Annotated in this window: 22 protein-coding genes; 12 read left to right on the plus strand and 10 right to left on the minus strand. The window is 53.6% G+C overall.

Going from position 1 to position 26,657, the window contains the following annotated elements; translation table 11 throughout:
• Positions 1-50 precede the first annotated feature (50 nt).
• The 3 genes from Q4551_RS11570 to Q4551_RS11580 form a co-directional block, all read right to left on the minus strand.
• Positions 51-1,370 carry a type II toxin-antitoxin system HipA family toxin gene (locus Q4551_RS11570; protein WP_303433998.1) on the minus strand — a complete coding sequence of 440 codons (1,320 nt, stop codon included), beginning with the start codon at positions 1,368-1,370 and terminating at the stop codon, positions 51-53.
• Positions 1,364-1,687, minus strand: coding sequence for a helix-turn-helix transcriptional regulator (locus tag Q4551_RS11575; RefSeq protein WP_303433999.1), 324 nt, complete (start codon positions 1,685-1,687; stop codon positions 1,364-1,366). The genes Q4551_RS11570 and Q4551_RS11575 overlap by 7 nt, the downstream gene beginning before the upstream one ends.
• A 295-nt stretch (positions 1,688-1,982) precedes the next feature.
• Positions 1,983-3,986 carry an ATP-dependent DNA helicase RecQ gene (locus Q4551_RS11580; RefSeq protein ID WP_303434000.1) on the minus strand — a complete coding sequence of 668 codons (2,004 nt, stop codon included), beginning with the start codon at positions 3,984-3,986 and terminating at the stop codon, positions 1,983-1,985.
• Positions 3,987-4,053: 67 nt separating this feature from the next.
• Between Q4551_RS11580 and Q4551_RS11585 the strand changes: the two genes are divergently transcribed.
• Positions 4,054-4,224 (plus strand): hypothetical protein, encoded by a 171-nt coding sequence (locus Q4551_RS11585; RefSeq protein WP_303434001.1) that lies wholly within the window; start codon positions 4,054-4,056, stop codon positions 4,222-4,224.
• A 65-nt stretch (positions 4,225-4,289) separates the two neighbouring features.
• Here the strand turns inward: Q4551_RS11585 and Q4551_RS11590 are convergent, their stop codons facing one another.
• Together Q4551_RS11590 and pedF are read right to left on the minus strand one after the other, a co-directional pair.
• Entirely contained in the window at positions 4,290-5,252 is a 963-nt protein-coding gene (locus tag Q4551_RS11590; protein ID WP_303434002.1) for a transporter substrate-binding domain-containing protein, read from the minus strand.
• Positions 5,253-5,256: 4 nt separating this feature from the next.
• Complete coding sequence (gene pedF / locus Q4551_RS11595) at positions 5,257-5,685, minus strand: cytochrome c-550 PedF (protein WP_303434003.1); 429 nt, start codon at positions 5,683-5,685, stop codon at positions 5,257-5,259.
• Between the two features lie 634 nt (positions 5,686-6,319).
• Between pedF and Q4551_RS11600 the strand changes: the two genes are divergently transcribed.
• From Q4551_RS11600 to Q4551_RS11620, 5 genes are all read left to right on the plus strand, one after another.
• Complete coding sequence (locus Q4551_RS11600; protein ID WP_303434004.1) at positions 6,320-7,492, plus strand: ABC transporter substrate-binding protein; 1,173 nt, start codon at positions 6,320-6,322, stop codon at positions 7,490-7,492.
• A gap of 46 nt (positions 7,493-7,538) precedes the next feature.
• Entirely contained in the window at positions 7,539-8,522 is a 984-nt protein-coding gene (locus Q4551_RS11605; RefSeq protein ID WP_303434005.1) for a YVTN family beta-propeller repeat protein, read from the plus strand.
• A 3-nt stretch (positions 8,523-8,525) separates the two neighbouring features.
• Positions 8,526-9,290, plus strand: coding sequence for an ATP-binding cassette domain-containing protein (locus tag Q4551_RS11610; protein ID WP_303434006.1), 765 nt, complete (start codon positions 8,526-8,528; stop codon positions 9,288-9,290).
• The gene (locus Q4551_RS11615) at positions 9,287-10,090 is read left to right on the plus strand and encodes an ABC transporter permease (protein WP_368501390.1); all 804 of its coding nucleotides are present in this window, start codon (positions 9,287-9,289) and stop codon (positions 10,088-10,090) included. Before Q4551_RS11610 ends, Q4551_RS11615 begins: the two co-directional genes overlap by 4 nt.
• Before the next feature lie 1,128 nt (positions 10,091-11,218).
• Positions 11,219-11,659, plus strand: coding sequence for a hypothetical protein (locus Q4551_RS11620; RefSeq protein WP_303434007.1), 441 nt, complete (start codon positions 11,219-11,221; stop codon positions 11,657-11,659).
• Positions 11,660-11,901: 242 nt separating this feature from the next.
• On the opposite strand, the gene fabG is transcribed toward Q4551_RS11620, so the two are convergent.
• Positions 11,902-12,681 (minus strand): 3-oxoacyl-ACP reductase FabG, encoded by a 780-nt coding sequence (gene fabG, locus Q4551_RS11625; protein WP_303434008.1) that lies wholly within the window; start codon positions 12,679-12,681, stop codon positions 11,902-11,904.
• A 144-nt stretch (positions 12,682-12,825) separates the two neighbouring features.
• On the opposite strand from fabG, the gene Q4551_RS11630 reads away from it, so the two are divergent.
• Positions 12,826-13,830: a phosphotransferase enzyme family protein gene (locus Q4551_RS11630; protein WP_303434009.1), complete on the plus strand. Its 1,005-nt coding sequence runs from the start codon at positions 12,826-12,828 to the stop codon at positions 13,828-13,830.
• Entirely contained in the window at positions 13,827-15,155 is a 1,329-nt protein-coding gene (locus tag Q4551_RS11635; RefSeq protein ID WP_303434010.1) for an aspartate aminotransferase family protein, read from the plus strand. The genes Q4551_RS11630 and Q4551_RS11635 overlap by 4 nt, the downstream gene beginning before the upstream one ends.
• A 14-nt stretch (positions 15,156-15,169) precedes the next feature.
• Here the strand turns inward: Q4551_RS11635 and Q4551_RS11640 are convergent, their stop codons facing one another.
• The 4 genes from Q4551_RS11640 to Q4551_RS11655 all read right to left on the minus strand — a co-directional run bounded on the left by Q4551_RS11640 (position 15,170) and on the right by Q4551_RS11655 (position 22,771).
• Positions 15,170-15,949: a DeoR/GlpR family DNA-binding transcription regulator gene (locus tag Q4551_RS11640; protein WP_303434011.1), complete on the minus strand. Its 780-nt coding sequence runs from the start codon at positions 15,947-15,949 to the stop codon at positions 15,170-15,172.
• A gap of 160 nt (positions 15,950-16,109) precedes the next feature.
• A complete protein-coding gene (gene nfsA, locus Q4551_RS11645) occupies positions 16,110-16,847 on the minus strand; it encodes an oxygen-insensitive NADPH nitroreductase (protein ID WP_303434012.1) in 738 nt (245 codons plus the stop codon).
• A 186-nt stretch (positions 16,848-17,033) separates the two neighbouring features.
• Positions 17,034-17,714 carry a haloacid dehalogenase type II gene (locus tag Q4551_RS11650; protein WP_303434013.1) on the minus strand — a complete coding sequence of 227 codons (681 nt, stop codon included), beginning with the start codon at positions 17,712-17,714 and terminating at the stop codon, positions 17,034-17,036.
• Between the two features lie 152 nt (positions 17,715-17,866).
• Positions 17,867-22,771 carry an NAD-glutamate dehydrogenase gene (locus Q4551_RS11655; protein ID WP_303434014.1) on the minus strand — a complete coding sequence of 1,635 codons (4,905 nt, stop codon included), beginning with the start codon at positions 22,769-22,771 and terminating at the stop codon, positions 17,867-17,869.
• Positions 22,772-22,992: 221 nt separating this feature from the next.
• Between Q4551_RS11655 and Q4551_RS11660 the strand changes: the two genes are divergently transcribed.
• Genes Q4551_RS11660 through Q4551_RS11675 form a run of 4 tightly spaced genes read left to right on the plus strand, consistent with a single transcriptional unit; the run spans position 22,993 to position 26,639 of the window.
• Positions 22,993-23,952, plus strand: a complete 960-nt coding sequence (locus Q4551_RS11660) for a MoxR family ATPase (protein ID WP_303434015.1) — start codon at positions 22,993-22,995, stop codon at positions 23,950-23,952.
• A gap of 13 nt (positions 23,953-23,965) precedes the next feature.
• Positions 23,966-24,943, plus strand: a complete 978-nt coding sequence (locus tag Q4551_RS11665; protein ID WP_303434016.1) for a DUF58 domain-containing protein — start codon at positions 23,966-23,968, stop codon at positions 24,941-24,943.
• Between the two features lie 2 nt (positions 24,944-24,945).
• Positions 24,946-25,584 (plus strand): DUF4381 domain-containing protein, encoded by a 639-nt coding sequence (locus Q4551_RS11670; protein ID WP_303434017.1) that lies wholly within the window; start codon positions 24,946-24,948, stop codon positions 25,582-25,584.
• On the plus strand, positions 25,581-26,639 hold the full coding sequence (locus Q4551_RS11675; RefSeq protein ID WP_303434018.1) for a VWA domain-containing protein: 1,059 nt from the start codon (positions 25,581-25,583) through the stop codon (positions 26,637-26,639). The genes Q4551_RS11670 and Q4551_RS11675 overlap by 4 nt, the downstream gene beginning before the upstream one ends.
• The last annotated feature ends 18 nt before the right edge of the window (positions 26,640-26,657 follow it).

Genomic DNA, 26,657 nt, shown 5'->3' on the forward strand with positions numbered 1-26,657 from the left:
ATTAATTCCTGGTTTTACTGCGTCATAATTCGTTTGTTTTTAGCTTGCCATCACTCAAGATCGAGGCGCAAGTTTTCTTGTATTTCATCTATCAGTGTTTTTGGTACTTCCTGTTCCTGCGCAAGCTGACGCCAGGTTGATACGTGTTCAATGGTTGTATCAATAATATCGTCGATCTTTCTTTTGTTAAAAATCGGGCTGAGTTTTTCCAGGCTATGGAAATCACTTCGTGTAAAGTGATCTCTTTTACCGTTCAGGCTCATCCAGTGGCTGTTCACCCATTGGCTGCCTGGTTTGTAGCTGTAGGCCAAATCATAAGCCGGTGCGAGAGACCATTTGTCTTTTTTCAGCATAAAAGCAACGTTTTTTGAGTGGTCGTCATGGTTTCTCGCAATGATGTTAAAGGTCATGCGCTTGAAAAGTTGCTCGGCGTCAAGAGCGGATAGTTTCAGCTGTCTGGCTATGCCAAATAATTCGGCGTAAGAAAATGAACCCGGTTTTTTATAGTCAACGTGGGCAAGGCCGTTAAGCGTTTGTACGTGTACCTTGCTGTTGTTAATTCGGTCAAATCGCTGGGTAATAAAGTGTCGTCGCTTGCCTTCATCGAGCAAGCGGCATGGCATCATATCGACACCGCATTTTTGGGCCATTAAATAATAAACAAACTCCATGGCACCATAACCTGATGGATCACCGAAGGTTTCTTGATGTTTGTTATGCTCACTCACGCCATCAAATTTCATCAGGTAATGAGTAAAACCGTTGGGTACGTTGGCTTGGCCAGAGCGTACCTGGGTAAAATCTTTGTTAAATGCCAGTACTGCTTTTGGTCTTGCTCCTCCTGCACTCATGCCTACAGATAACAAAGACATCATTGCTTCTCTGTCATCCTGGCCATTTTGTTTGAGTGCTACGGCAAAATCATTTCGTGAGTTGAGTATTTCCTGTGCAATTGCAACGAGCGATTGGATTTCTACCTGTTGTGACGCATTCAAACTTCGTAGCTGTGTCGCCGGTGCATATTCCAGTGCGCCCATGCCTCGCTTTCCTGTGTATTGAAGGCGTTGCAGTGGCGTAATTTCGTTCGGTGAATGGCCTTGTCCTGCAACCCATGCGTTGAGCACTGCGTTGCCAAAATCATCTGGCAATGAATCGGCAATTAATCCGGGCAGTCCTTTAAACGTATTGAAACCCAGCTCAGGAAAGCTATAAATGCGGCCCGATAATGGCATTTTGATTGGGGACAGTTCGACGCCATTTTTTACGAAGCCAGGGTCGTATTCAAATGAGCCGAACCCCTTTTCAGTGTTAAAACTCACTGCGCCAACCAGTTCGTCCTGGTAAGTTATTCTGATGGCTTCCATTACCATTCTGGCGTTTCCTCATTTTTATTGCTGCGTTGGCCAGAGGCTCTCTGCCTTTTTTTGCCTTGTAGTTTGGCCAGTTGCAGGGGAGATATTTCTTGCTGAGGGAGGAAGAGATCGATCTGTTCTGTGAGGTCCAGTGCCATTAATATCGCGATCATGGTATCGAGCTGCACTTTTCCTTTTTCTGCATTCAGAACCGTTTTGCGGGCTATGCCAGCAAGCGCTGCCACTTCGGATTGGGTGAGGTCCCGGTTGAGTCGGGCTTGCTTCAACCTGTCGCCGATCTCTTCTGCCAGTGCTGTAGCGGTCTCGACTTTCATTTTAAAGTCCCGTTTTGGTTACTTTAAACCTGGTTTATTTGCTTAATGTTCTTAATTTAGGACTTTACAAAAAACCTGTCAAATATATCTTTTAATGTGCTTGATTGGTTGCATTAACTGGGTTTTTATCACTTAAAGTATCTATTAAGGGACTTTATACTTTTCTTGCACTTTATTCGTACTTTGCTTGTATTCTGTTTGTAGTCTGTTTAACAAGGGCTGGATAACAGAAACCTGGCCGGGTGGCTGGTGAATATAGCTGCCATCAACACAAAGCGGTGCAGTTCAATATTTTCTATATCTCCGGCACGACCCGGGCAGATTCCAGCCAGCGGGATACTTCAGCGTATGGCACATGCTCCAGCTGGCCAAAACCGGGCAACTGTCGAGCACGCACCTTGGATAACCAGGGCACCTGGATACCGCATAAAAAACGCGTCAGTAATTCCAGCGATGCGGCCCGGCCAAACTGTTGCTGTATTTTCTGTTGTAACGGAGCGACCAGGGTTGCTGCATCCAGCGCAACCAATGACGCACCACTCCGGGTTGGTAGCCACTCTTTAAACTGCCCCCGGCAGACGGAGCAGATACCGCAGTCTTGCGGCATCTGTTCACCAAAGTAGGCGGCCAGCCGCCGCGATACGCAATCAGGCTGACGAAACAGGTTGAGCATATTGTGGATGCGGTTGATCTCGTTGGCCTGCTTCTGCAAAAAATGCTGATACAGGGATTCTGCCAGGCCAGGCTCGGCGAGTGCCTGTTCATTCACCCGGTACACATCCGTCATTTGTTTGCTTTCGAGCTGTAGCCAGCCTCTTTCCTGACAGAATTCCAGCGCGTTTAATGCCCGTACCCGGGTTGGTCTGTCTCCGTTGCTGGCCTGCGCCCCTAACGACTGTTCCAGAGCATCCAGATTGAGGGTGTACCAGCTGCGGCCTTTGTTGCTGGTATTCAGTACCGTGGCCAAAAACTGCTGGCGTTCGCCGTTGAAGTGGCTTAATAACGCTGTTTCGGTCTGTTCGAGCTTGTAACGATATTCGGCAAAATAGCTGTATTGCGATGTCAGTACGCCACGCATCTCAAGGTTGACCAGCAGGGTTTTCAGCGGCAGCAAGCGAATATTCGAGAGACTGGATAACGGCGTCATCAGTACCTCCCACTGTCCCCCTTCTAGCTGACCGGCGACCGACTGAATCACCTGTTGAATGCTGTGTAATTCCGGCCCATCGCCGTAAACGAAGTTTTCCAACACCGTCAGCCCGCTGTCATCGGCCAGCATAATACAGTCCGATGCCTTGCCGTCACGTCCGGCGCGGCCAATTTCCTGGCTGTAATTTTCTATCGATTTGGGCAGGTCGTAATGCATGACCTGACGGATATTGCTTTTGTCCACGCCCATGCCAAAGGCGATGGTTGCCACAATCACCGGTACTTGCCCCGACATAAACTGCTGCTGGATGCTGTCGCGCTGCTCATGGCTCAAACCGGCATGGTAAGCCCGCACCGGAAACGGCACTTGCCGGGCCAGCTGTTGAGCCACGTCTTCTGCGGTATGTTGCAGGGTGACGTAAATGATGGCCGCAAAATCCTGCTGTTTTTGTGCCGATTTACGCGCCAGATGCTGTAACCAGAGGGCGCATTGGGCCACCCGTTCGGAGGTGGCGGTTGGCTGCACTAACAGGCGTAAGTTGGGACGGTGAAAACCGGTTGTGACGACATCCTGTGCATCCAGGGCAAAATGCGTTTGCATGTCTTCGATCACTGCCTGGGTCGCTGTAGCGGTTAACAGCAGCACCTGTGGCACGTTAAATTCACGGCAATAAGCGGGTAATTTCAGATAGTCCGGGCGGAAGTTATGCCCCCACTCGGAGATGCAGTGTGCTTCGTCGACGACCAATAACGAAATCGGCACCTGGGCTATAAATTGGCGGAAGCGCTCGTTTTTCAGTCGCTCCACCGACACCATCAGGATTTTGATTGTGCCGCTGCGCACTCCGTTCATAACATCCTGGGCTTCATCGCGGCTCTGGGTTGAGTCGATGGTGGCCGCGGCGATACCTCGGGATTTCAGAAACTGCACCTGATCCTGCATCAGGGCCAGCAATGGTGAAATCACCAGGGTCAGGTGCGGCAAGATCAGGGCTGGTAGCTGATAACAGAGTGACTTGCCCGAGCCAGTCGGAAAAATCGCCGCACTGGAACGCCCGGCCAGAATCGCCTCGATCACTGGCTGCTGACCAGGACGTAGCGCATCAAAACCAAAATAGTGTTGTAGTGGCTGCTGCCAGGATGATGTCATAAACCTGCTCCCCGAATAGGCCAAACAGTGTAGCGGAAAGCATCAGCGGCATGACAAGGATATGGCAATGGCAAGAATAAAGATGGCAAGAATAAAGATTGCAAGGATAGAGGTGGCAAGGATAGAGGTGGCAAGGATAGAGGTGGCAAGGATAGAGGTGGCAAGGATAGAGGTGGCAAGGATAAAGACATCCGTTGCGAACAGCGGATATATTGGCAGTCACTGTTGGTGCCAGTAAATCAGCCGGGGCTGTGTCTTGCTGGCTGGTGTCCTGCTGTCACCGGGGCAGCCGAATCAGGCTGATTATTCAGCCTGTTCCTGCACCAGATACTGCTCGGTTTTAAGGTATTCCACCCCGTATTGCGCCATCAGCCGGGTCATGTCACCACTGTTGATCATTGCTGTCACCACGTCTTCCAGCGCATACCCCAGCGCCCGATGATCGTTTTTGACTGCCATACCCACTTCCCAATAACGACTCACCAGATTCGGCATTGGTATATCGGCCAGTTGGTAACGCTCGGCCTGACTGTCACCCAGCTGTTGCATGCCCCACTCCAGCTGCGACTTCATGCCCATAACGCCGGCAACCTCGCCTTCTTTCAAGGCAGCAATGGCGTCAGCGGTGGTCGTGAAGTGCACCACGTTATTACGGACTTTGCCGCGAAAGGCGCTGGTCAGGTAGAAATCCGGCAGTGAGTCTATTTCGACACCCACCTTGTCGTACATAAAGGTGGCCAGGTTTTCGATCGTTGCCAGTTGCTGGCGATCGATCAACAGCTCCCAGCGTTCCCGCTGATAAGGGGCAAAGAAATGCACCAGATCGTTGATGACTCGCCCATCCGGGTCGACCTTGAAGGCAAATTCACGGTCGTACGGTGCCCGTAGCATCACATCTGCGACGTCACGCCGTAACATGGGTTCGTCTTCGATCCGGGCCAGATAATGGCCTTTCCAGACATGGTTACGCAGGTCGTCATCCAAGTTTTCATCCGGGATCATCCAGTGCAGATGCAGCTTGACGCCCAGCCCTTTGGCCAGTGCCCGTGCAATCTCCACGTCAAACCCCATGGCCTTGCCGTCCACTTCCCAGGAGTACGGCGGGAAATCACGATATACCGCCACACTGAGTTCACCGCTCTCTTGCACATCTTCCAGAGAGCGGGCACTGGCATTGCTACTCGCTAACACCCATGCCAGCAGCAAAACCCGCCACCAGGCGGGTTTCAGCAGCATACCGGATGCTTTCGCCGTCAGGGAAAACAAGGGATTACTCGTCTGCAGGACGGGTTTCGAGCCATGCCCGGATGGCCCAGAGACCTTCCTGACTGAGGAAGTCGGCCATTTTCGGCATATACGGCACGCCATTACGTACCGCGCCGTTACGTACCCGATAAACGAACCATTCATCGCCATCAAGGCCTGGCTCCAGCATCCGCAGATCCGGTGCAATACCGCCGGAAATGGCATCAAGACCATGACAACGGGCACAGTTCTGAGCGTATGCCGATGCGCCAATTTCGATAGCGCGTGGATTACCACGGTATGGGTTTTCTTCGCGCCATTCGTCGCCAAGCTTCTCAAGACCACTGACGTCAATCGCCTGAGGTGTCACATCTCCGTGCGCCCAGACAGTACCCGACGCTGCCATAAAACCAGCTAATGCGATGCCATGAAGGACAGAACTGAATTTTTTCATTATGAGTACCCGTTTGTTATTTTCTTTGAGCTTATTCTAGGTACGAGTAAAAACGGGCCACAGAACACTTTGGTAGCCGATTTTCAGTACCTTGGTACTAGGAGGGTATTGCCAATAACGGCGGTCTTCAGGGGGAGGCGGCTGGCACTGGGTTGCCATTCATCATAAAATCAGAAGGGAAAGGTGCTGCAATCATCACCGGATAACCACCGGCACGACCCGGTAAAATCCAACCGTGGCCGCTATCTGGCGGCGTTATAACAGCCTCTGGGGTAAAACCGGGTTCCATTCCGGCAATAACGGCCGCGGCATGGCAACAGTACCCGCGCTGCATCACATAGTACGAGAGGCGTAAATGTTGGGTACTTAATGCCTATACCTGTCTCTTGTCGGGTTGCGTAATCTCGTTGAAATAACAGTCCCGCCGATAACAATCAGGCTTTATCCGGGCTTTATTACCATAACAACAATAATCATTTTGCAACGGCGGGATACTATGACAAACGCCCGATTTCATCAGGCTTATGCCTTTTGCCTCTCTCTTTGGTCAATCTGCTCAACCAGGTCAGTCTGTTCAACCGGCTTGACCTGCCTAACATCGGGGCAAAGGTCTGCCCCCACAGGATTACCAACCTTGCTGCTCAGTTGCTGGCTGCTGTCCGTCACCACGATGGTCAACGCCGCGACTCCGGCAGCCGACACCCAATCCATCCAGATTGGCTATCTTGAATTGCAGCACGAGACCCCACCGCTGCTTTCCAATGTTTTGCCCGACCCACAAGACAATGCCCTGCAAGGGGCGTTGTTGGGTATCAGCGATAACAACGCCGGTGGCCGCTTTCTTGGTCTCGCCTACTCTCTGGAGCAGGCCCGCAGCTATGATGAGGCTGAACTCCTGGCCGCACTCCATCGCTTTCAGCAACAGGGCATCCAGTTGTTGCTGGTGAACGCTCCGGCCCAGACCCTGACAACGATGGCCAACCAGTACCCCGAGCTGCTGTTTTTTAATGTGGGGAGTTACGACGATTCATTACGTCTCAACCAGTGTGTGGCCAATGTGCTGCACACTTTGCCCAGCCGCGCCATGCTCACCGATGCCATGGCCCAGTGGCTGATCAGGAAGAAACTGAAAAAATGGTTGCTGATCAGCGGCACTCGTCCGGAAGACAAGGATTACGCCAATGCTGTCCGGCGCTCAGCCAAACGTTTTGGGGGCAAAATCGTCGCCGCAAAAGACTGGACCTTTGATTCTGACCTGCGTCGGTCTGCCCAAACCGAGGTGCCACTATTTACCCAGACCAAAGAGTACGATGCGGTTGTGGTGGCCGATGAAGTTGGCGATTTTGGCGAATTCCTGCTTTATAACACCTGGTACCCGCGTCCTGTCACCGGAACCCAGGGGCTGAAGCCCGTGGGCTGGCATCGTGTTATTGAACAATGGGGAGCGGCACAGCTGCAAAGTCGCTTTGACCGGCAAGCCAGCCGCTGGATGACCGACAAGGATTATGCTGCCTGGGCTGCCATTCGTTCCATTGGCGAATCCCTGTCCCATCAGATTCCTTATTCCGCCACTGATATTCGTAGCCATTTGCTCAGTAGCCAGTTTGAACTGGCGGGCTTCAAGGGTCGCAAGCTGACCTACCGGCACTGGAATGGCCAGCTGCGACAACCGATTGCGCTGGTGCATCCACGGGCGCTGGTATCCCAGTCGCCGCAGGAAGGTTATCTGCACCCTTATACCGAACTCGACACCCTGGGTTTTGACCAGCCCGAGAGTCAGTGCCGACTGGTCGATCAAGCTGATTAAACCGGCCGCCACTATCTGCACCAGCCCAAATCCGAGGAGCCACAGGATGAATTCCCCTTTTAAACAGCTGTTAGTCTCTGCAGCACTGATCACCCCATTATTGCTGCCGGTCAGCGCCCAGGCGGCGCTGGCTTATGTTTCCAACGAGAAAGACAATTCGCTTTCCATTATTGATCTGAACAGTTTTGCCGTGGTCGACACCATCGAGGTCGGCCAGCGCCCCCGTGGTATCACCTTTAACCATGACTATTCGTTGCTGTATATCTGTGCCAGTGACGATGACACCGTGCAGGTGATGGACGTTGCCACACAACGTATCGTCGCCAGTCTGCCTTCCGGTGAAGACCCGGAGCAGTTTGCCCTTCACCCCGATGGCGACCGCTTGTATATCTCCAACGAAGACAGTGCTCTGGTAACTGTGGTGAACCCGTTAACCCATCTGGTCACCGGCCAGATTGATGTCGGTGTTGAGCCGGAGGGCATGGCCGTCAGCCCGGATGGCAAGTTGGTGGTCAATACCTCCGAAACCACCAGCATGCTGCACTGGATCGATACCAGTACCAACCAACTGATACACAATACCAAGGTCGACCAGCGCCCCCGTTATGTCCAGTTCAGCAAGGATGGCAACCGCCTCTGGGCCAGTGCCGAGATTGGTGGCACGGTATCGGTGATCGATGTTGCCAGTAAGGAAGAGCTCCACAAGATCCGCTTCAATATCCGCGGGATTCATCGCGACAAGGTGCAGCCCGTTGGCGTCAAGCTGACCTCTGACGGCCGTTATGCCTTTGTTGCCCTCGGCCCGGCCAATCATGTCGCGGTGGTGGATGCCAACACCTGGGAAGTGCTCGACTATTTGCTGGTCGGCCGCCGGGTCTGGCATATGGCACTGACGCCCGATGAAAAATTCCTGCTCACGACCAACGGTATCAGTGGCGATGTCTCGGTGATTGATATCGAACGGATGAAGGTCACCAAATCCATCAAGGTAGGACGCTACCCCTGGGGGCTGGCCATCAAGCCAGACTGAGTTATGACGCATTCATCACAGCCGTTAGTGGAAGTCGATCAGCTGGGGCACTGCTACCCTGGCAAACAAGCACTGAAGCAGGTGTCGTTCAATATTCAGGCCGGTCAGTTTCATGCTCTGCTCGGCCCCAACGGCGCGGGTAAAAGTACGCTGTTTGCGCTGATCAGCCGCTTGTTTCAGGTGCAACAGGGTGACATCCGGGTGAATGGCCACAGCTTGCGTCATGCCCCGGCTGCCCTGCTGGGTAATATTGGTATGGTGTTCCAGCAAAGTACTCTCGATCTCGATCTTAGCGTCGAACAGAATCTCGACTACCACGGCTGCCTGCACGGCCTGTCGACGCGCTTGCGCCAGCAGCGTATCGAGGAAGAGTTGGCCCGGGTGGAATTACTCGATGCCCGGCACAAAAAAGTCCGGGCGTTAAACGGCGGCCATCGTCGCCGGGTGGAAATCGCCCGAGCGCTCCTGCATCACCCCAGTTTGCTGTTACTGGACGAAGCCACGGTTGGCCTCGACCCGCACACCCGCGCCAGTCTCAATCGCCATGTCCGTTCGCTGTGTGAACAGCGGCAGGTCACCGTGCTGTGGGCCACCCATCTGATTGAAGAAATCTTGCCCATCGATCCCGTCACGCTGCTGCATCAGGGCAGTGTACTGGCCAGTACCTCGGCCCATGCCCTGTGCCAGCAAACCGGTACGACCTCCCTGGTGGAGGCTTTTGAGCAGCTGACTTCCCGCCCACCGCCAACGGATGGAGCCAACCTATGAGCCTGGCCAGTTACTGGTATGCCTTTAGTGGCATTCTCAAACGTGAAAGCTTGCGTTTTATCCATCAGCGCAGTCGCTTTTTCAGTTCATTGGTACGGCCATTGTTGTGGCTGGCGGTTTTTGCCGCCGGTTTTCGGGCGGCGCTAGGGATTTCCATTATCGAGCCTTACGACACCTACATCACGTATGAGGTGTATATCGTCCCCGGACTGGTGGCGATGATTTTGCTGTTTAATGCCATGCAAAGCTCGCTGTCGATGGTATATGACCGTGAAATGGGCAGTATGCGAGTGTTGTTGATGAGTCCGCTGCCCCGCTGGTATTTGCTACTCAGCAAGCTGGTTGCCAGCACTCTGGTCGCCATTCCACAGGTATATGCCTTTCTTGCAATTGCCTGGTTATTCGACGTTGAAGTGCCACAGGTTGGTCTGTTGTGGGTTGCTCCCGCGGTGATACTGACCGGTGTATTACTCGGGGCCATCGGGCTGTTTATATCCAGCTTTATCCGCCAGCTGGAGAATTTTGCCGGAGTGATGAATTTTGTTATTTTCCCGATGTTTTTTATGTCGTCGGCTTTATACCCGCTCTGGAAAATGCAGGAATCCAGTGAATGGCTTTATTGGCTGTGCCGCATGAATCCTTTCTCTTTTTGTGTCGAGCTGATTCGTCATGCGCTGTACGGTAAATTGAACGCTGACGCGCTGTTGGTGGTCAGTGGCTGCCTGGTGGTGTTTACCTTGCTGGCGGTGTTGACGTTTAACCCGGAACGCGGTCAGATCGGCAAACCCAACCAGCGCTGATCAATACAGACCAACATCTGTCAGTCAGTACCGGATTAATCATGCATCATGCCCTGTCATGCCTGTAACAGGGTCATACGGGTAATCTTGCGCCTCTTCGCGGCACAGCCTCTGTATGCCGTTACCTGCTGTTCTATCGGCCCTCGCATCCTTCTCTGTCACAACCGCTCTCACAACCGCTCTCACAACCGCTCTCACAACCGCTCTCACAACCGCTCTCACAACCGCTCTCACGACCTCTCTCACGAGACCCGCCAGCTTGTGCTCCAGCTGACTTGCTCCAGTCGGCTTGCAGGCCCGGTGATAATCTCCCTGTATCAAACCTGGTCCTGCTGTATCACTTCCTGCTGTATCGCTGCTCTGGCTCTGTCGGCTCTGTCACCCGACGCCCGGAGTCCAGTAGATACTGGTCGTGGCGATTCAGGTGAACACTGCGGGTAAGAATTGAATAACAGGCACCCAGACCGATAATCAGGCATTACGGTTATAAACAGCTCATAAAAACAACTGCCATATTATAAAACCAACACGGCACATGCTGACCATGACGATGGTGTATCACCTTGACCTGCTATTTCCGCTGAATAAATCAACGGCTCTTTAACCTGTCCAACGGGTCAGATAAGGGCACTTTTACTTTGGTCGTATTGGTTTCGTCAATCAACGGCAATGCTATTTGCTCCTACCATAAGCAGCCAGCTGGCCGGTCTTTACTGCATATTTTTCATAATTTACATATCCTTGCATTATTCTCACCTCTCAGATTAATGCACCTGAGTGCATATTACTGTTCCACTATTCTGGTTAAAAAATCGACGCAAGTGCAATGAAGCCATTATCCATCCCTGTTACTCACCATGTCGTTGGCGGTTTGTTGCCCCAAAACACTCACGACTTCATGTTTTTTAATACTGCTATCTTGGAACATTGGTGAACTCTGTGCTATACAGTAATCATCAGGAACACCTGAGAGTCTTGCATCTGCTCCTACAGCATAAAAAACCAACAAGGATTGCGTGTTATTGTTTATACACTGCGCATTTCTTTGTTTTTTTCTGTGTCTTTTTGCATGTGCAACATTTTTGGTTTTACCTGCCCATATTCACCATTAAACCATCAGAGGTTTGAATGACCGTATCCATTCTCGAAACTAATATCGATGAGCTGATTGAAGCCGAGCAAAAGAAACTTGCCGAATTAATTCAGGCCAAAGCCGATCAGCAAAAAAAATACGCTGCTCTGAATGACATCGCAGAAGCCTTTCAATCAGCATTAACGCAGCACGGTGTTTCCGAGAAAGAGTATTACCAGTACATTGCATCAGATCTGGAAAACTGGATTAAAAGCAATCCAGAAAGCGCTCTGTATGAATCACTGCAAAAACACTTCACCAAAGCGGCGTTAAAGGTACAGAAGACCTCCAGCCTGCCCCTGCCGAAGCTGAAAGTCGGCAAATACCGCAATCCGGCTACCCAGGAAGTTGTGGAGAAGATCAAACGCTCTCCCAAGCTGCTGGATCAATGGATTGAAGAATACGGGTTTGCTGTTGTAAGAACCTGGAAAGAGTAGTCATAACCATACACAGCCGGTAAACCTGCGGGTTGACAGGCTGTGTGTGTTTTACTCTCAACAATAGCAGCAGATGTTGTATCCTCTGCTGCTATTGTCTGTTTTAGTACTTGTCCGGTACTTGTCTGGTACTGGTTGTTGAGCCTGTTATGTTGTCTATGTTGTCTGTTGTTATTCCAGACGGTATTAAGCTTATGAGCTGTTGCCAATAACCTTAAATCACAGCACTTGAATCCCGACACTTAAATCTCAGCGATGGCATCCAGACTTTCTGGCAAGATCTGCCCACCATCCACAACAATTTGCTGGCCGGTGATATACGATGCTTCATCCGAGGCAAAAAACAATGCGGCATTACCAATATCTTCAACCGCGCCCAGGCGTTTAAGCGGAATGGATGATGCCATACTGTTCAAATACTCTTCTCCCAGATCCGCCAATCCTTCCGTCATAATATTGCCCGGCATAACGGCATTCATCGTCGTGTTGTAACGCGCCAGTTCCATCGCTGCGGTTTTCAGAAAACCCAATTGACCCGCTTTTGATGCACCATAATGTGACCAGCCAGGATAACCGGTTATTGGGCCAGTAATGGATGACGTCACAATAACCCGACCTTTCCCCGCTGCTTCAAAGGATGGAATACAGGCTTTTACGCACAGGAATGTACTTTTAAGGTTGGTGTCCATTACCTTGTCCCAATCGTCTGGCTCCAGATCGATCAGTTTGGTCTGTGGGAATATACCGGCATTGGCACACAATATATCAATCTTGCCAAATATATCCGTGGTGGCTGCCACCATTTCCTGTACCGATTTCCAATCGGCTACATCACACTGGCAGAAGGCAGCGATTCCGCCTTCTGCCTCGATTTCAGCAACCGTCCGCTGGGCTTCCTCCTCGCCCCGCGCAGCAATCATTACCCTGGCCCCCTGACGGGCAAAAATCTGCGCAATACCCTTGCCGATACCTTTGGAGCCACCGGTCACGATCACGACTTTGTCTTTGATGGAACTGAACATGATTTTCCCTCGATTTACAGTGAGTTGATACAGCACATCATCTCGGTATACTTTTGCTCTTGCAACATTTTAATTTGCAAGATAAAGATTTTGTCGATCTAATAACCCGACACCTTGGACATTTCCCGTATCAGAGAGCACACCATGACAGGTATTTACGACGATCAGTTTGTTAATCGGCTACAACAGGGCGTACTACAACTGGCGCCGCGCTGGGGTGCCGGAGCAGAGGCCAGCGTGCGCCTGCTCACCTTGTCGGAAAACGCTACCTTTCTGCTGGAGCAACCAGGCAAAGAGCCGTTGGTGATTCGGGTACACCGCCCGGACTATCACTCCCGCGCTGAAATTGCCTCCGAACTGAACTGGATTCAAACCCTGAGAGATAATCAGGTCGTCACGACACCAGCCCTGATACCACTGGATGACGGCTCTTTTATCGCCAGCTTTGATGATCAGGGCCAGACCCGTTACGTCGTTGCCTTTGCCTTTATGCCAGGCACAGAGCCAGATGCCGATGCCAACCTGATTCCCGGTTTTGAACTGTTGGGAGCCACCTCTGCCCGTCTGCACCAGCAAGCCAGTGCCTGGACATTACCACCTGCATTCCAGCGCAAAACCTGGAATTTCGACAGTGCCTTTGGGGCACAACCGCTCTGGGGAGACTGGCGCGCCGCGCCGGGCTTGACGCCTGCAGGTCAAGATACGCTGGAGCGGCTGTGTCAGCGCTTGCAACAACGGCTGGCCAACTATGGAGAAACACCCGACCGCTTCGGGCTGGTACATGCCGATTTGCGGCTGGCCAATCTGCTGGTTAATGACAAGCAGCTGGCGGTTATTGACTTTGATGACTGCGGCTTCAGCTGGTTTATGTACGACTTTGCTGCTGCCATCTCGTTTTATGAAACCTCACCACTGGTACCGGAGCTGCAACAAGCCTGGCTGCGCGGCTACTGTTCCGTACAGCCGTTAGCCGATGAACATATCCAGATGATTCCGGATTTTATTCTGTTTCGTCGTTTGTTACTGACGGCCTGGATCGCCAGCCACCCGGAAACCGAGACCGCTGCCGCTGCCGGACACGAAACCTATACCCAGGGTACCGTCGAACTGGCACAGCAATGGCTGAACCAACAGGAGACCAACCAATGAGCCAGACGGATTCTGCGGTACGCCCGATTCTCGATATGAATGCCTTTGACAGCAGCCAGGCGTCTGCCAACCCCGGTGTTAATCGGCGTTTGAACAATCTGGGAGCGGCTTCGGTACTGTTTTACCGCCAGCCGATTGAAATGGTCTCGGCCCAGGGGTGCTGGATGACGGCCGCTGATGGCCGCCGTTATCTTGATTTTTACAACAATGTGCCCAGTGTCGGCCATAGCCACCCTGCGGTGCTTGAGGCGGTCACCCAACAGCTTTCACGGCTGAATACCAACACCCGCTATCTGGTCGCCGCGGTGGATGATTACCTCGATGCCCTCAAGGCCAGGCTGCCCGGTGATTTATCCAATGTTGTCATGACTTGCTCGGGCAGCGAGGCCAATGACCTCGCCATGCGTGTTGCCCGCAAGGTCAGCGGCGGCAGTGGTTTTATCGTGACCGAAGCGGCTTATCACGGCAATACGGCTCTGGTAACGGAAGTATCCCCGTCGGCTTTTCGCCATGCATCGCTACCCGACCATGTCATAGCGATTGCTCCGCCTTCAACACAAGCATACGGCGACGACATTGCCACCGGTTTTGCCAACGCCGTACGTGATGCAATCCGGACTCTGACACAGCGTGGACATCCACCGGCGGCGTTGCTGGTTGATTCAATCTTTTCTTCGGATGGTGTGTTTGCCCAACCTGCCGGTTTTTTACAAGCCGCCGTTGAGGTTATCCACCAGGCCGGGGGCTTGTATATTGCCGATGAAGTGCAGCCGGGTTTTGGCCGCCTTGGTGCTGCCTTCTGGGGCTTTGATTACCATGGCGTCCAGCCAGATCTGGTTACCATGGGCAAACCGATGGGCAATGGCTTTCCGATGGCGGCCATGGCGACTCGACCGGATTATCTGGCAGCTTTCTGTGAGGACACCGGTTACTTCAACACTTTTGGTGGCAACCCGGTAGCGGCGGCGGCGGGACTGGCGGTATTAAATGTGCTGGATCAGGAGGGGCTGCAACATAATGCCCTGGATACCGGACACTGGTTGCAGCAGCAGTTAACCCAGCTGGCCAACGGGCACGACCGTATAACGGATGTTCGCGGCAGTGGTTTGTTTATTGGTGTGGATATTGGCAGCGTCGATCATCCCGGCCAGCCGGACCCGACGCACACCGTCCAGATCATTAACCGGATGCGTGATGCCGGTGTACTGATTGGTGCCGCCGGTAAACATGCCTCGACCCTGAAAGTGCGCCCACCCTTGTGCCTGACACGCCCGGAAGCGCAGCAATTTGTCGATGCCCTGGCACTGGCTCTCAGTACCGACTGACAGCGGGCAACCGGCTACGAGCGCCGGACTGGTTTGGCCAGCTGGATATCAACACCACCGCTGGCCAATGCCTGGTCAAGCGGGCCTTGCGGGGCGATATCCGTCACCAGTACGTCAATATCGGCCCACTGTGAAAAACGCGCCGTGGCCATACGGTCAAATTTGGAGTGATCTGCCACAATCATATGGCGGCTGCTCTGCCGCAACATACCGGCATACACTTCGGCAGCATCCATCAGGGCATCGGTTGGCCCTGCCGGAGAAATGCCACTGGCCCCGAGAATGGCCCAGTCGACATTATAATCGAGCAGGAATCTCAACGTCTGGGCACCGTGAACGGCCCCTTCTCCGGCATGATAAACCCCCGGCGCCAATATCACTTCAATGGTCGGATTCAGTGACAAGGCGGTCGCAACGCCAAATGAGTGGGTGATCACGGTGATATTGTTCATCTCAAATGCGATCCGTTTGGCTACCTGTACCGTGGTAGCCCCCGACCCCATCATCAGCACGCTGGCACCTTTTAATAACGGCGCGGCGGCCTTGCCAATAACAGCGCGCTCCTCAACGTTGGCCTTGTGTCGCTCCGACAATGCGGGTTCAGCCGGCTGGCGCAGCAAGGCACCGCCATAGGTACGGCTGATCAGCTGTTGCGCTGCCAGTTCTTCCAGGTCGCGCCGGATCGTTTCGGTGGTTACTCCCAGAGCGCCGGATAACTCACTGACCCGCATTGACGGGTTGATCGTCAGCTGGTCAATAATGGCCTTGTGGCGGGTGGTTTTCTTGCGCGACATATGGCGTTCCGTGGTTCAGGCGATCAAAAGTTGATTAACAAACAGCATCAACAAACAATAACTATCAACAAACAATAACGGCCAACCTCTGGAGGCCGCCACTGCGATCAGAGCGACCTCACAGCATACAACCCAAGCAGCGTTTGCTGATGAGCCGTGATTATTTCATTTCAAAGCCTTTGGAGAACAAAAAATCTTTCATATGGGGCCGTAGTTTCTGGCTGAACATCGGCCGTAATTGCTCCGACCAGTTGGTGATTTTCTTATTACCGGTGCGCTGCTGATAATAGGCTTCCATCGCCGCATCAAATTCAGCTATCTGGGCTTCATCCTGGCTGTCATCGTAATAATCCTGCTTCAGGATACTCGCCAGTGGTAAACGGGGTTTGACTTCCGGATTCTGGGCCGGATACCCCAAACACACACCAAACACCGGGTAGACATGCGCCGGCAATTTCAATAGCTCGCTCACTTCGGCCGGGTTATTACGCAAACCACCGATATAACAGATACCCAATCCTTCAGACTCAGCCGCTACCACCAGATTCTGGGCAATCAATGCTGCATCCGTTGTGGCAACCAGTAACTGTTCTGTCATACCGGTGACGACTTCGGCCCCGGCTCGCTCTGCCGCTCCGAACGCCCGTTTCATATCGGCGCAAAACACCAGAAACTCAGCACAGCTGGCCACATAGGGCTGGCCACCCGATAACGTCACCAGCTGCTCACGATTGGCGCGATCCACTACCCGCACAATGGCATAGGCCTGTACGTGATTGGAGGTCGCGGCGGCCTGGCCTGCTTCGACCAGCGTCTGCAATAATTCATCACTGATGGGCTGATCGGTAAATTTACGAATGGAACGATGGGACTTGAGTAAATCGATAACCGCGTTCATACAACCTCGTGTCGTGTATTGAATACAAAAAATGGACAAGACCAGTACGCAGTTGAACAAATAACGCCATCATTTGCCAATACTGTTGATATCACTTGCCATCATCAAAATAGCGAGACAGTAGCCAGGCGTCCAGCCAGAAGCCGCAATATGCGGCCCTCTGCGCTGTTTGTTAGCGACCGCTGACTACTGACCTTGCGAGTGCTGCAGAATGGCCGCAACAATCTGGTCCATGCTACTGGCGTCAATATCCGGGCGACGATAAAACGGATGATAAGGAATGCCGGAGCGGTCGATATAGGCGGCTTGCATACCTGCCGACAAGGCTCCATGGGTGTCCCAGTCGTGGGTAGCGACCAGTCGCAAGGACGCGATGGGTTCGGCCAGTTTTTGCGCTGCAAAGTGATATACCGCCGGGTCCGGTTTGAAACTGCCCGTTTCTTCTACCGATATAATCTCATCAAAACAGCTTTCCAGACCGGCGTTTTTTATCTGATTGGCTATCAGGGTTAATGAAGAATTGGAAAAGGCCACGGTGCGAAAACCATGGCTCCGCAGTGTTGCCAGTGCCGGTTTTATATCCGCATGAGGACGCAGGCTGGCGAAACCGGCCAATAGTTTGGCCCGCAGGTCATCGGTCAGGGTAATGCCATAACGCACAGCCACAGAGTCCAGCATCGCGGCGGATAATTCAGCAAAGTTGGTGCTGACTTTGGTGGCGATACACACGTTTGAGGAGTGCAGCAGTAACGAAAACCATAACGGCAAGGCACTCTCGTGGCCAAAGACCTCGGTAAAGCCGGGTTTCAGGGCACTCAGGTCCAATACGGTTTCGTTAATATCAAACAGGATGGTTTTGTTATTCATATTTTCTCACTGGTTATACCACGCTCCAGGCGCAGGAGATGGCCAGGTTTGAGGCGACTGTTTGTCCATCAGATACAGATTATCCGCGGATTCAGACAACCATACCTGGCTGCCTGAATCACTTATCAGCGTCGACTTTTTATGTTATGCCCTTATGCACCGGTATTGTTAACCGTACTTTCGTCTCCGGATAACTTATCCCCGGACACAACCCTGGCTGACTCATTATCCGTACGATCACCATACTGGATACGACTGACCTCCGCCAAATCCAGTAATTCCCGCAGAGCCACGGTCAACATGGCAAATTCCACCACATCAGCGCTTTGTAATTCCGCCAGCATACCTTGCCAGCGACCAAACATCAGAGCCTGCTCACCTTGCCAACGTTGTAACGCCTCCATCAGGGTTTCGTCAGCGGTTTTACTGGCCAGAATGGCAATCGTCAGTGAGCGCTGTTGCCAGTCCAGATCATCGCGCAGGCTTTCTCTGGCCAGAGCTTCCCAATGGCTGTTGGTCGGCAGGGTGTTGATTTGTTGCCCGACCCAGTTGAGTGACAAGTGTTCACCAATATCGAAGTACGCCGCCGCCACTTCCGCAAAGGTGCGGTCGGTTTCGGTGGCGGCTTCAATAATGCCGAGGGCTGAGTACAGATTGATGGCACCTACCGTGTAGCTGGCCAGACTCTGGGGGACACCCCGGTCAACCCGGGCCTGATAGCTGCGTTGCCAGCGCTCCAGGGATGAACCCCGCAATATATCTCCCAGATTGTCAGCAATATCTTCTACCGCTGGCCCAAAAGCGGCCACTTCGTTGGCAATATCAATGGTCGAGCGACGATTTCGCAAGAACCAGCGGGTCGCACGACGTACCAGCCGCATTAATTCCGCCATCATGTCTTCCTGGATATCAGTACCGATTTGATAATCCAGTTCGTTGATCTGCAACCAGTGTTTTTCCAGCGCAAAAATATCCCGGGCGGCAACGTAAGCACGGGCAATATCGGCAATGCTGGCACCGGTAGATTTATGCAGCCGGTGCATAAAGGTGATACCCATATAGTTGACCATATCGTTGGCCAGCTGGGTGGCGATGATTTCCTGGTGCAGGCGATGTCGTCCTAACTGCTCGCCAAAACGTTTGTCCAGCGCCTGTGGAAACGCCGTGGTCAGAATCTCGGCCACATAAGGGTCGGCGTAAATGTCCGGGCAGTTCAGCTGTTCTTTCAGATCGGCCTTGGTATAGGAAATCAGTACCGACAACTCGGGCAAGGTCAGGCCAGAGCCGGAGTTCTTGCGCTCGTTAAGCTGGTCGTCATCGGGCAAAAATTCCAGCGCCCGGTTGAGTTTGCCCTGGCTTTCGTAGGCTTTCATCAGACGGCTGTATTCGTCCAGCCGGGTCATGCAGTCCTTGTAGGCCAGCGAAATAGCCTGGGTCTGACGGTAATTGTTCGCCAGCACCAGCTCGGCGACATCGTCGGTCAACTCCATAAAAATGGCATTACGCTGCTTGCGGGTGAGGTCGCCGTTATCGAGCACCTCGTTCAGCATGATCTTGATATTCACTTCGTGGTCGGAGCAGTCCACTCCACCAGCGTTATCGATAAAGTCGGTATAGCTGGCTCCCCCCTGTTCGGCAAATTCAATCCTCCCCAGTTGGGTTACTCCCAGGTTGCCCCCTTCCCCAATGACCTTGGCGCGTACTTCTTTGCCGTCGATACGCAGGCTGTCATTGGCCTTGTCGCCGACTTCGGAATGGCGTTCGCTACTGGCTTTGATATAGGTACCAATGCCACCATTCCACAGCAGATCCACCGGAGCCTTGAGCAAGACCCGAATCAAATCATTGGGCGCCATACGATCCTGGGTAATGCCAAAGCGCTGTTTCATCGGCAAGGATATGGCAATACTTTTGGCGGAACGCAAAAAGACACCGCCGCCTTTTGAAATCAGCTGGCTGTTGTAGTCCGCCCAGGAAGATCGTGGTAATTCAAACAGACGCTTGCGTTCTGCAAAGCTGGCTTTCGCATCCGGCGTCGGGTCGATAAAAACATGCATATGGTTAAACGCCGCCACCAGGCAAATATGCTCCGATTGCAACATACCGTTGCCAAATACATCCCCGGCCATATCCCCAATACCAACGACCGTCACATCCTGCTCTTGCACGTTATGGCCACGTTCGCGAAAATGCCGCTGTACTGACACCCAGGCACCCCGGGCGGTGATGCCCATTTTCTTGTGGTCATAACCAATCGAGCCACCAGAGGCAAAGGCATCTCCCATCCAGAAGCCGCGACTGACGGCGATCTCGTTGGCGATATCCGAAAATGTTGCGGTCCCCTTGTCGGCCGCCACCACCAGGTAAGGGTCATTACCATCGTGGCACACAACCCCTTCCGGTGAGCAGGGTTGACCCTCAACCAGGTTGTCGGTGACATCCAGCAGTGCACTGACAAAAATCTTGTAACAGCGGATACCTTCTGCCATAACGGCGTCACGGCCACCGTCCTTGGGCAGCTGCTTGGCAACAAAACCCCCTTTGGCTCCGACCGGTACAATCACGGCATTCTTGACCTGTTGCGCCTTGACCAGTCCCAGCACTTCGGTACGGAAATCATCAATACGATCAGACCAGCGCAAGCCGCCACGAGCCACTTTGCCGCCACGCAGGTGCACCCCTTCTACCACGGGTGAGTAAACAAAAATCTCGAACATCGGCTTCGGCAACGGCATATCACCGATCAAGTCCGGGTTCATTTTCAGGGCGATATAGGGCTTGGTCTGGCCGTCGTCATCCAGTTGGAAAAAGTTGGTGCGCAAGGTGGCCTTGATCAGCTCACAGTAACGACGAATGGTGCGATCTTCATTAAGCTGGCGCACGTCATCCAGACTGTCGAGTATTTGCTGTTCAATTCTGCCGGTATCGGTCTCCCGCTGTTCGGCACCGTCCTGATCCAGACCAAAACGGCTATGAAACAGTTTCACCAACAAGGTGCTGAGCGGGATATAACGACACAGGGTTTCGGCAATATAGGATTCCGATATGCCAAAACGAATCTGCTTCATATAACGGGCGTAGGCCCGCAACAAGGCAATATCTTTCCAGTCCATCTGGGCACCCAATACCAGCCGGTTAAAGGCGTCGTTCTCGGAGCGACCTTCCCAGGTAGCACGGAACGAATCCTGAAACAGGTTTTTGACATCGGTAATACTGATGCTGTCGGCCAGGGTATATTGCAGCAAAAAGTTGTGAATCCAGACGACTTCGCCATTCTGGCAAACTATCTCGTACGGGTGTTCACCCAGTACCCGCAACCCCAGGTTTTCCAGTACCGGAATCACATCCGACAGCGGCAGAATCGAACCACGATGAAACAGTTTGAAACGCAAGTGGTCGCCATTTTCTTCCAGCTGACGGTAAAAACTCATCGACAGCTGGCCAGGCTGCTGTTTCAGCAAGGATTCCATATGCTGGATATCGGCCACCGCCGTACGGGCGCCAAAACTTTCCCGATAACCGGCCGGGAAGGCGGTGCGGTAGGTGTGATACTGGCGATTGCCCAGCTCTTCTCCCACCTGTTCAATCAGCGCATCGTGCAAATCATCCGGCCACGAGCGCACCACCTGACGGATTTTGCGTGATACCCGGGCATCGTCAAAGCTGTTGTCGCGCTCCGGGTCAAGCCGCAAGGTGTACTGCGCCCGCGCCAGTACCGACTCAGAAAAATAGGTTGTTGATTCAATATCTTGCGGCTCGAATTCGGCCTGCAACACCCCTTCGATCCGTTGCCGCAGTTCGGTGTTGTAAATGTCCCGCGGCACATACACCAGGCAGGAAACAAACTTGCTGTAGGTGTCACGACGCAAGTAAACCCGGGTCTGGCGCCGTTCCTGGATATTCAGAATACTGATGGCGGTCTTGTACAGCTGTTCCGCCGATGACTGGAACAACTCATCACGAGGGTACACTTCCAGAATACGATCCAGCTCTTTGCCGCTGTGACTGCCGGCGTCAAATCCCGCCTGCGCCCGTACTTGTGCCAACTTGTTACGAACGATAGGGATATTGTTCGGGCTTTCGATATACACCATGGAGGTATACAGCCCCATAAAACGCACGCCGCCAATGACCTCACCATCGTCGTTATAACGTTTAACCACCACATAATCAGGGTATACCGGACGATGAACACGACTGCGAACGCCGGATTTCATAAAACTGACCGGGCAACGGCCGGTAATAAATTCCTGAATTTCGTCCGACAGGTCGTGCAGCTTCAGCCGCGTCCGGTCGGTCTTGTTGCGAAACAGGAAAGAGCCCAACCCCTGTTCACTGTCGCGCACCACAAAGCGGTCGTCGCCTTTCTGTTCAAAATGGAATTCATCCGAAGCCAGAAAGGTAAAGTGGCCTTTTTCCAGCCATTGCAGAAAGGCCAGCCCCTCTTCGGCACCCTCCACCTGAACACTGGCCAGGTGGTCGCTCACGACGTGAAGCCGCTGGGTAATGGCAGCAAAGCTGTCGACGCAACAGCGAACTTCTTCCAGCACCGAATGCAGCGATTCGGTCAGGTGTTGCAGCACGGCCTTGTCGGAGTGATGGTCAAACTCAATATAAATAATGGCTTCAGCTACCTTGCCCTGACCCGGCTGGCTCCAGTCGGATTCGGTATTCAGATGGCCATCGTGATCCCGCGTGGCATGCAGCACACAGTACTGGATGGTATGCAGCGACATCTGATGGGCGTTCAATTGCATCCGCACGGAATCCACCAGAAACGGCATGTCCTGACACACCACTTCCACCACAGTGTGTAACGACTGCCAGCCGTGATTCTCATGATCCGGGTTAAATACCCGTACCTTGACTTCATTGGCTTGCCGCTGCTGAATAAAATGCCAACTCGACAGGGTCGCCCCGTACACATCGGCAATCGGACGCACAAGCCATTCGTCGACCGGTGCGTTAGCGTAATAAATATCGGCAAAACGGCTTAATACCGCGGCCTGGGTGGGTGTATTGCGGTCCATAATCGTGTTGTGCAAGGCAGTCAGCATGGGAACTATCCAATTCGGTCGTCATGTTTGTTTCAGAGTAACATTGCTGACAATTAGTTGCGTGATATCCGTGCTACTAACCATCCGATCGCCGCAGTGATTCTTGCACTGCGCTTGAACTTACTGCATCTGCCCCCATCTGAGCGACAGCGTCATCGACTCTCGCCAGTCATCCATGGCCGCTCTGATTGCTTTGAATCGTAATATGACAGGAATATTCCATGACCCAGCAAGAAGGATTTCAACGTCTTCGTACCACTTTGCAGCGCCAGATTATTGGCCAGCCTCATCTGGTTGACCGTTTGCTGATTGCTCTGCTCAGTGATGGACATCTGTTAGTGGAAGGTGCTCCGGGGCTGGCCAAAACCAAGGCCATCAATGCCCTGGCGCAAAACATGGAAGGCGATTTCAAACGTATCCAGTTCACTCCGGACTTGTTGCCCGGTGATATTACCGGCACCGAAATTTACCGCCCCGAGCACCATAATTTTGAGTTTCAGCCCGGGCCGATTTTCCATAACCTGATTCTGGCCGACGAAATCAACCGCGCACCAGCCAAGGTGCAAAGCGCCTTGCTCGAAGCCATGGCCGAACGGCAAGTAACCGTTGCCGGTGTCACCCGGCCGTTACCGGCGCTGTTTTTGGTAATGGCCACCCAGAACCCGATTGAGCAAGAGGGCACCTACCCACTGCCCGAAGCCCAGCTCGACCGTTTTATCATGCATGTCCGGATCGATTACCCGGATGCCGACGCCGAGCTGAAAATCCTGCGGCTGGCCCGCGGCGAAGCCATGGATAACCCAACCGACGCTCTGCCAGCCTTGAGCCAGCAAGATATTCTCAGCGCCCGCCAGGCAGTGTTGTCGTTACATATGAGCGAAGCCGTTGAGCAATATATTGTGCAACTGGTGATGGCCAGCCGGAACCCCGACCGTTACAACGCCGAGCTGGCCAACTGGATTGAGTACGGCGCCAGTCCCCGTGGCACCATCGCTCTTGAACGCTGCGCCCGCAGTCACGCCTGGTTACAGGGCCGCGATTACGTCAGCCCGGATGATGTCCAGGCAGTCGCCCACGATGTTCTGCATCATCGCCTGATACTGAGCTTTGAAGCTGAAGCCAGCGGCAAAACGACCGATCAGGTGATCGATACGCTGCTGTCCCTGGTTCCCGTGCTCTGACAGGCAGACTCTCATGCGCTATTCCAACGACCCGACCCTGAGCCTGTTTCATCACGGCAGTCAGCTCAACCCTGCCCAGCTGATTCGTCTCAGCCAGCTGGCTCGCCATATCCCGTTAAAAAAACAGCAACGGATACTCAGCAGTCGGGCAGGTAATCATGTATCACGGGTTAAAGGACGTGGCCTCGACTACGCCGAAAACCGCCAGTATCTGCCCGGTGATGATATTCGGGCGATGGACTGGCGCGTCACGGCCCGGACGGGTAGCCCACATATCAAGGTCTATCAGGAAGAAAAAGAACGGCCGGTCCTGCTGGTCACCGACTTGCGTGCCAGCATGAATTTTGGCAGTCGCCGCACGCTGAAACAGTTGTTAGCTGCCGATCTGACGGCCCTGCTGGGCTGGGCTGCCATTGCAGAAGGCAGTCGCCTTGGTGCCCTGCTGTTTAATGATAACGACGAACTCGATCTGCGGCCCAAGCCAGGTCGGCGTCAGCAACTGCACATTATCAACAGTCTGGCGACCCTGTACGACACCCGGCCACCGGGCAGTCATGTTCCAGCTTCAGCCCCGGCGTCACCCCAGCAACGAATCACCGATATGTGCCTGCATTTACGCCGTATCGCCAAGCCCGGCAGCAGTATCTACTTTATCAGTGACTGGCACGGCATGAATGCCGATGCCGAAGCACAGCTGTTCACCCTCAGTCGCCATTGCGACCTGACGGCGATCCAGATTTATGATCCACTCGAAGCCCGTTTGCCAGCCAGCGGCTGGCTGACGCTGACCAATGGCCAGCGCCGTGACCTGATTAACAGCTCCTCACAACGCCAGCAGCACAGCCACCAGCAACGCTTTGAGCAGCAGCAACAGCAATTGCAGCAACATATGCTGCGGCTGCAGATGCCCTTGTTGACCCTGTCAACCGCCGACGAGCCGTTACCGAGCCTGCTGGCCGGATTGGGTTTAACCAGGGTCACAGGAGGTTAACCATGGCAACCAGCCCTACCCCACCAGCCGCAACCAATCCACTGGCCAGTCCGGCGCCCTCACTGCCACTGGCCGATATTCACTTGCCCGATCCAGTGTCAAGCTGGCCCGCACCGGGATGGTGGCTGCTGGGACTGGTTGTACTGGTCGCCGTCGCGGTGGCTTGCTACGTCGGCTACCAGCAATTATGGCGACCGTACCGGCAGCGGCAAAAACAGCGGGCCATCCAGCAAGCTTTGCAGGCCCGGCTGCAACAGGCCAGAGCCGACTGGCACCAGCATCAACAGGCCGGGCGTTATATTACCGACCTGCAAACCACACTGAAACTCTGGTGTCGGCATTACGCCCCAGAGGCAATGACGTTACATGGCGCGGCCTGGCTCACTTTTTTACAAGGTCGCCAGGCGGAATCTCTTTTCGACAGCAGCGACAGCCACTTGCTACAGCACGGGCATTACGCGCCGCTCACTGATATTCGTGACGAACAACTGGACACCTTATTCCAGCACCTGACTCACTGGCTGGCCAACGCTACAGCCCCGGAAGCAGCCCCAGAAACAGCGCCGCAAACGATTCAGGAAACGACCGCCACGACCACTACCACTCGTCCCATCCCCCGGCAACAGGAGTCACGCGGATGAACTGGTTTTCACTTGATGCCCTGGCTTCACTGGAATGGTACTGGCCCTGGGCCTTTGTACTGTTGCCGCTGCCATTACTGATCCGCTTCCTGCTCCCGGCCATCAAGCCGGAACAGGCTGCCCTGCGCGTCAGCCAGCTGGATGACTGGACTGGCCAACACAGCAACGATCAACAGCGCCACACCAGTGACTGGCTGGTTCTGGCGAGTATCAGTCTGATCTGGTGTTTGCTGGTAACGGCCCTGGCGCGACCTTATCAACTGGGTGATGCTGTTGCCCTGCCCACCAGCGGTCGAGACCTGTTATTGGCCGTCGATATTTCCGGCAGCATGCAACGTGAAGACATGGTGATTAATGGTCAGCAGGTTGATCGCCTGAGCGCCGTTAAAAACGTCGTGGAGCAGTTTATCGATCAGCGTCAGGGCGACCGGCTGGGTCTGATTCTGTTTGGTTCCAACGCCTACATCCAGACGCCACTGACCTTTGACCGCCAGACCGTACGCCAGTATCTGTTGGAAGCCCAGATTGGCCTCGCCGGTGAGCAAACCGCGATTGGTGATGCCATTGGTCTTGGCATCAAACGCCTGCTCAGTCATCCCGCCGACAGCCGGGTAATGGTGTTGCTGACCGATGGGGCCAATACCGCCGGCGAAATCGAACCATTACGTGCCGCTGCCCTGGCCGCTGACAACCAGGTACGGATCTACACCATTGCCCTGGGGGCCGACTCCATGGTGGTACCCGGCCTGTTTGGTAATCGTCGGGTCAACCCGTCCCGCGATCTGGATGAGCCCACTCTGACCGAGATCGCCCGACAAACCGGCGGGACCTTCTTTCGTGCCCGTAATATCGACGAGCTGAACCAGATTTACGGGCTGATCGACCAACTGGAACCAACCGAAAAAGACCCGGAAATATTCCGGCCACAACGCAGCCTGTACGACCAGCCGCTAGGACTGGCGCTGGTGTTATCGCTGTTACTGGCGCTGGCACGCAGCGTTGATTTTATCGCGCTGCAGCAGCGGCTGCGCCATGCCGGTTCACGAGGTAAATAGCCGTTGTGATGGATTCTA

This window comes from Oceanobacter sp. 5_MG-2023 (assembly GCF_030548165.1).
Classification (GTDB): Bacteria; Pseudomonadota; Gammaproteobacteria; order Pseudomonadales; family Oceanobacteraceae; genus Oceanobacter.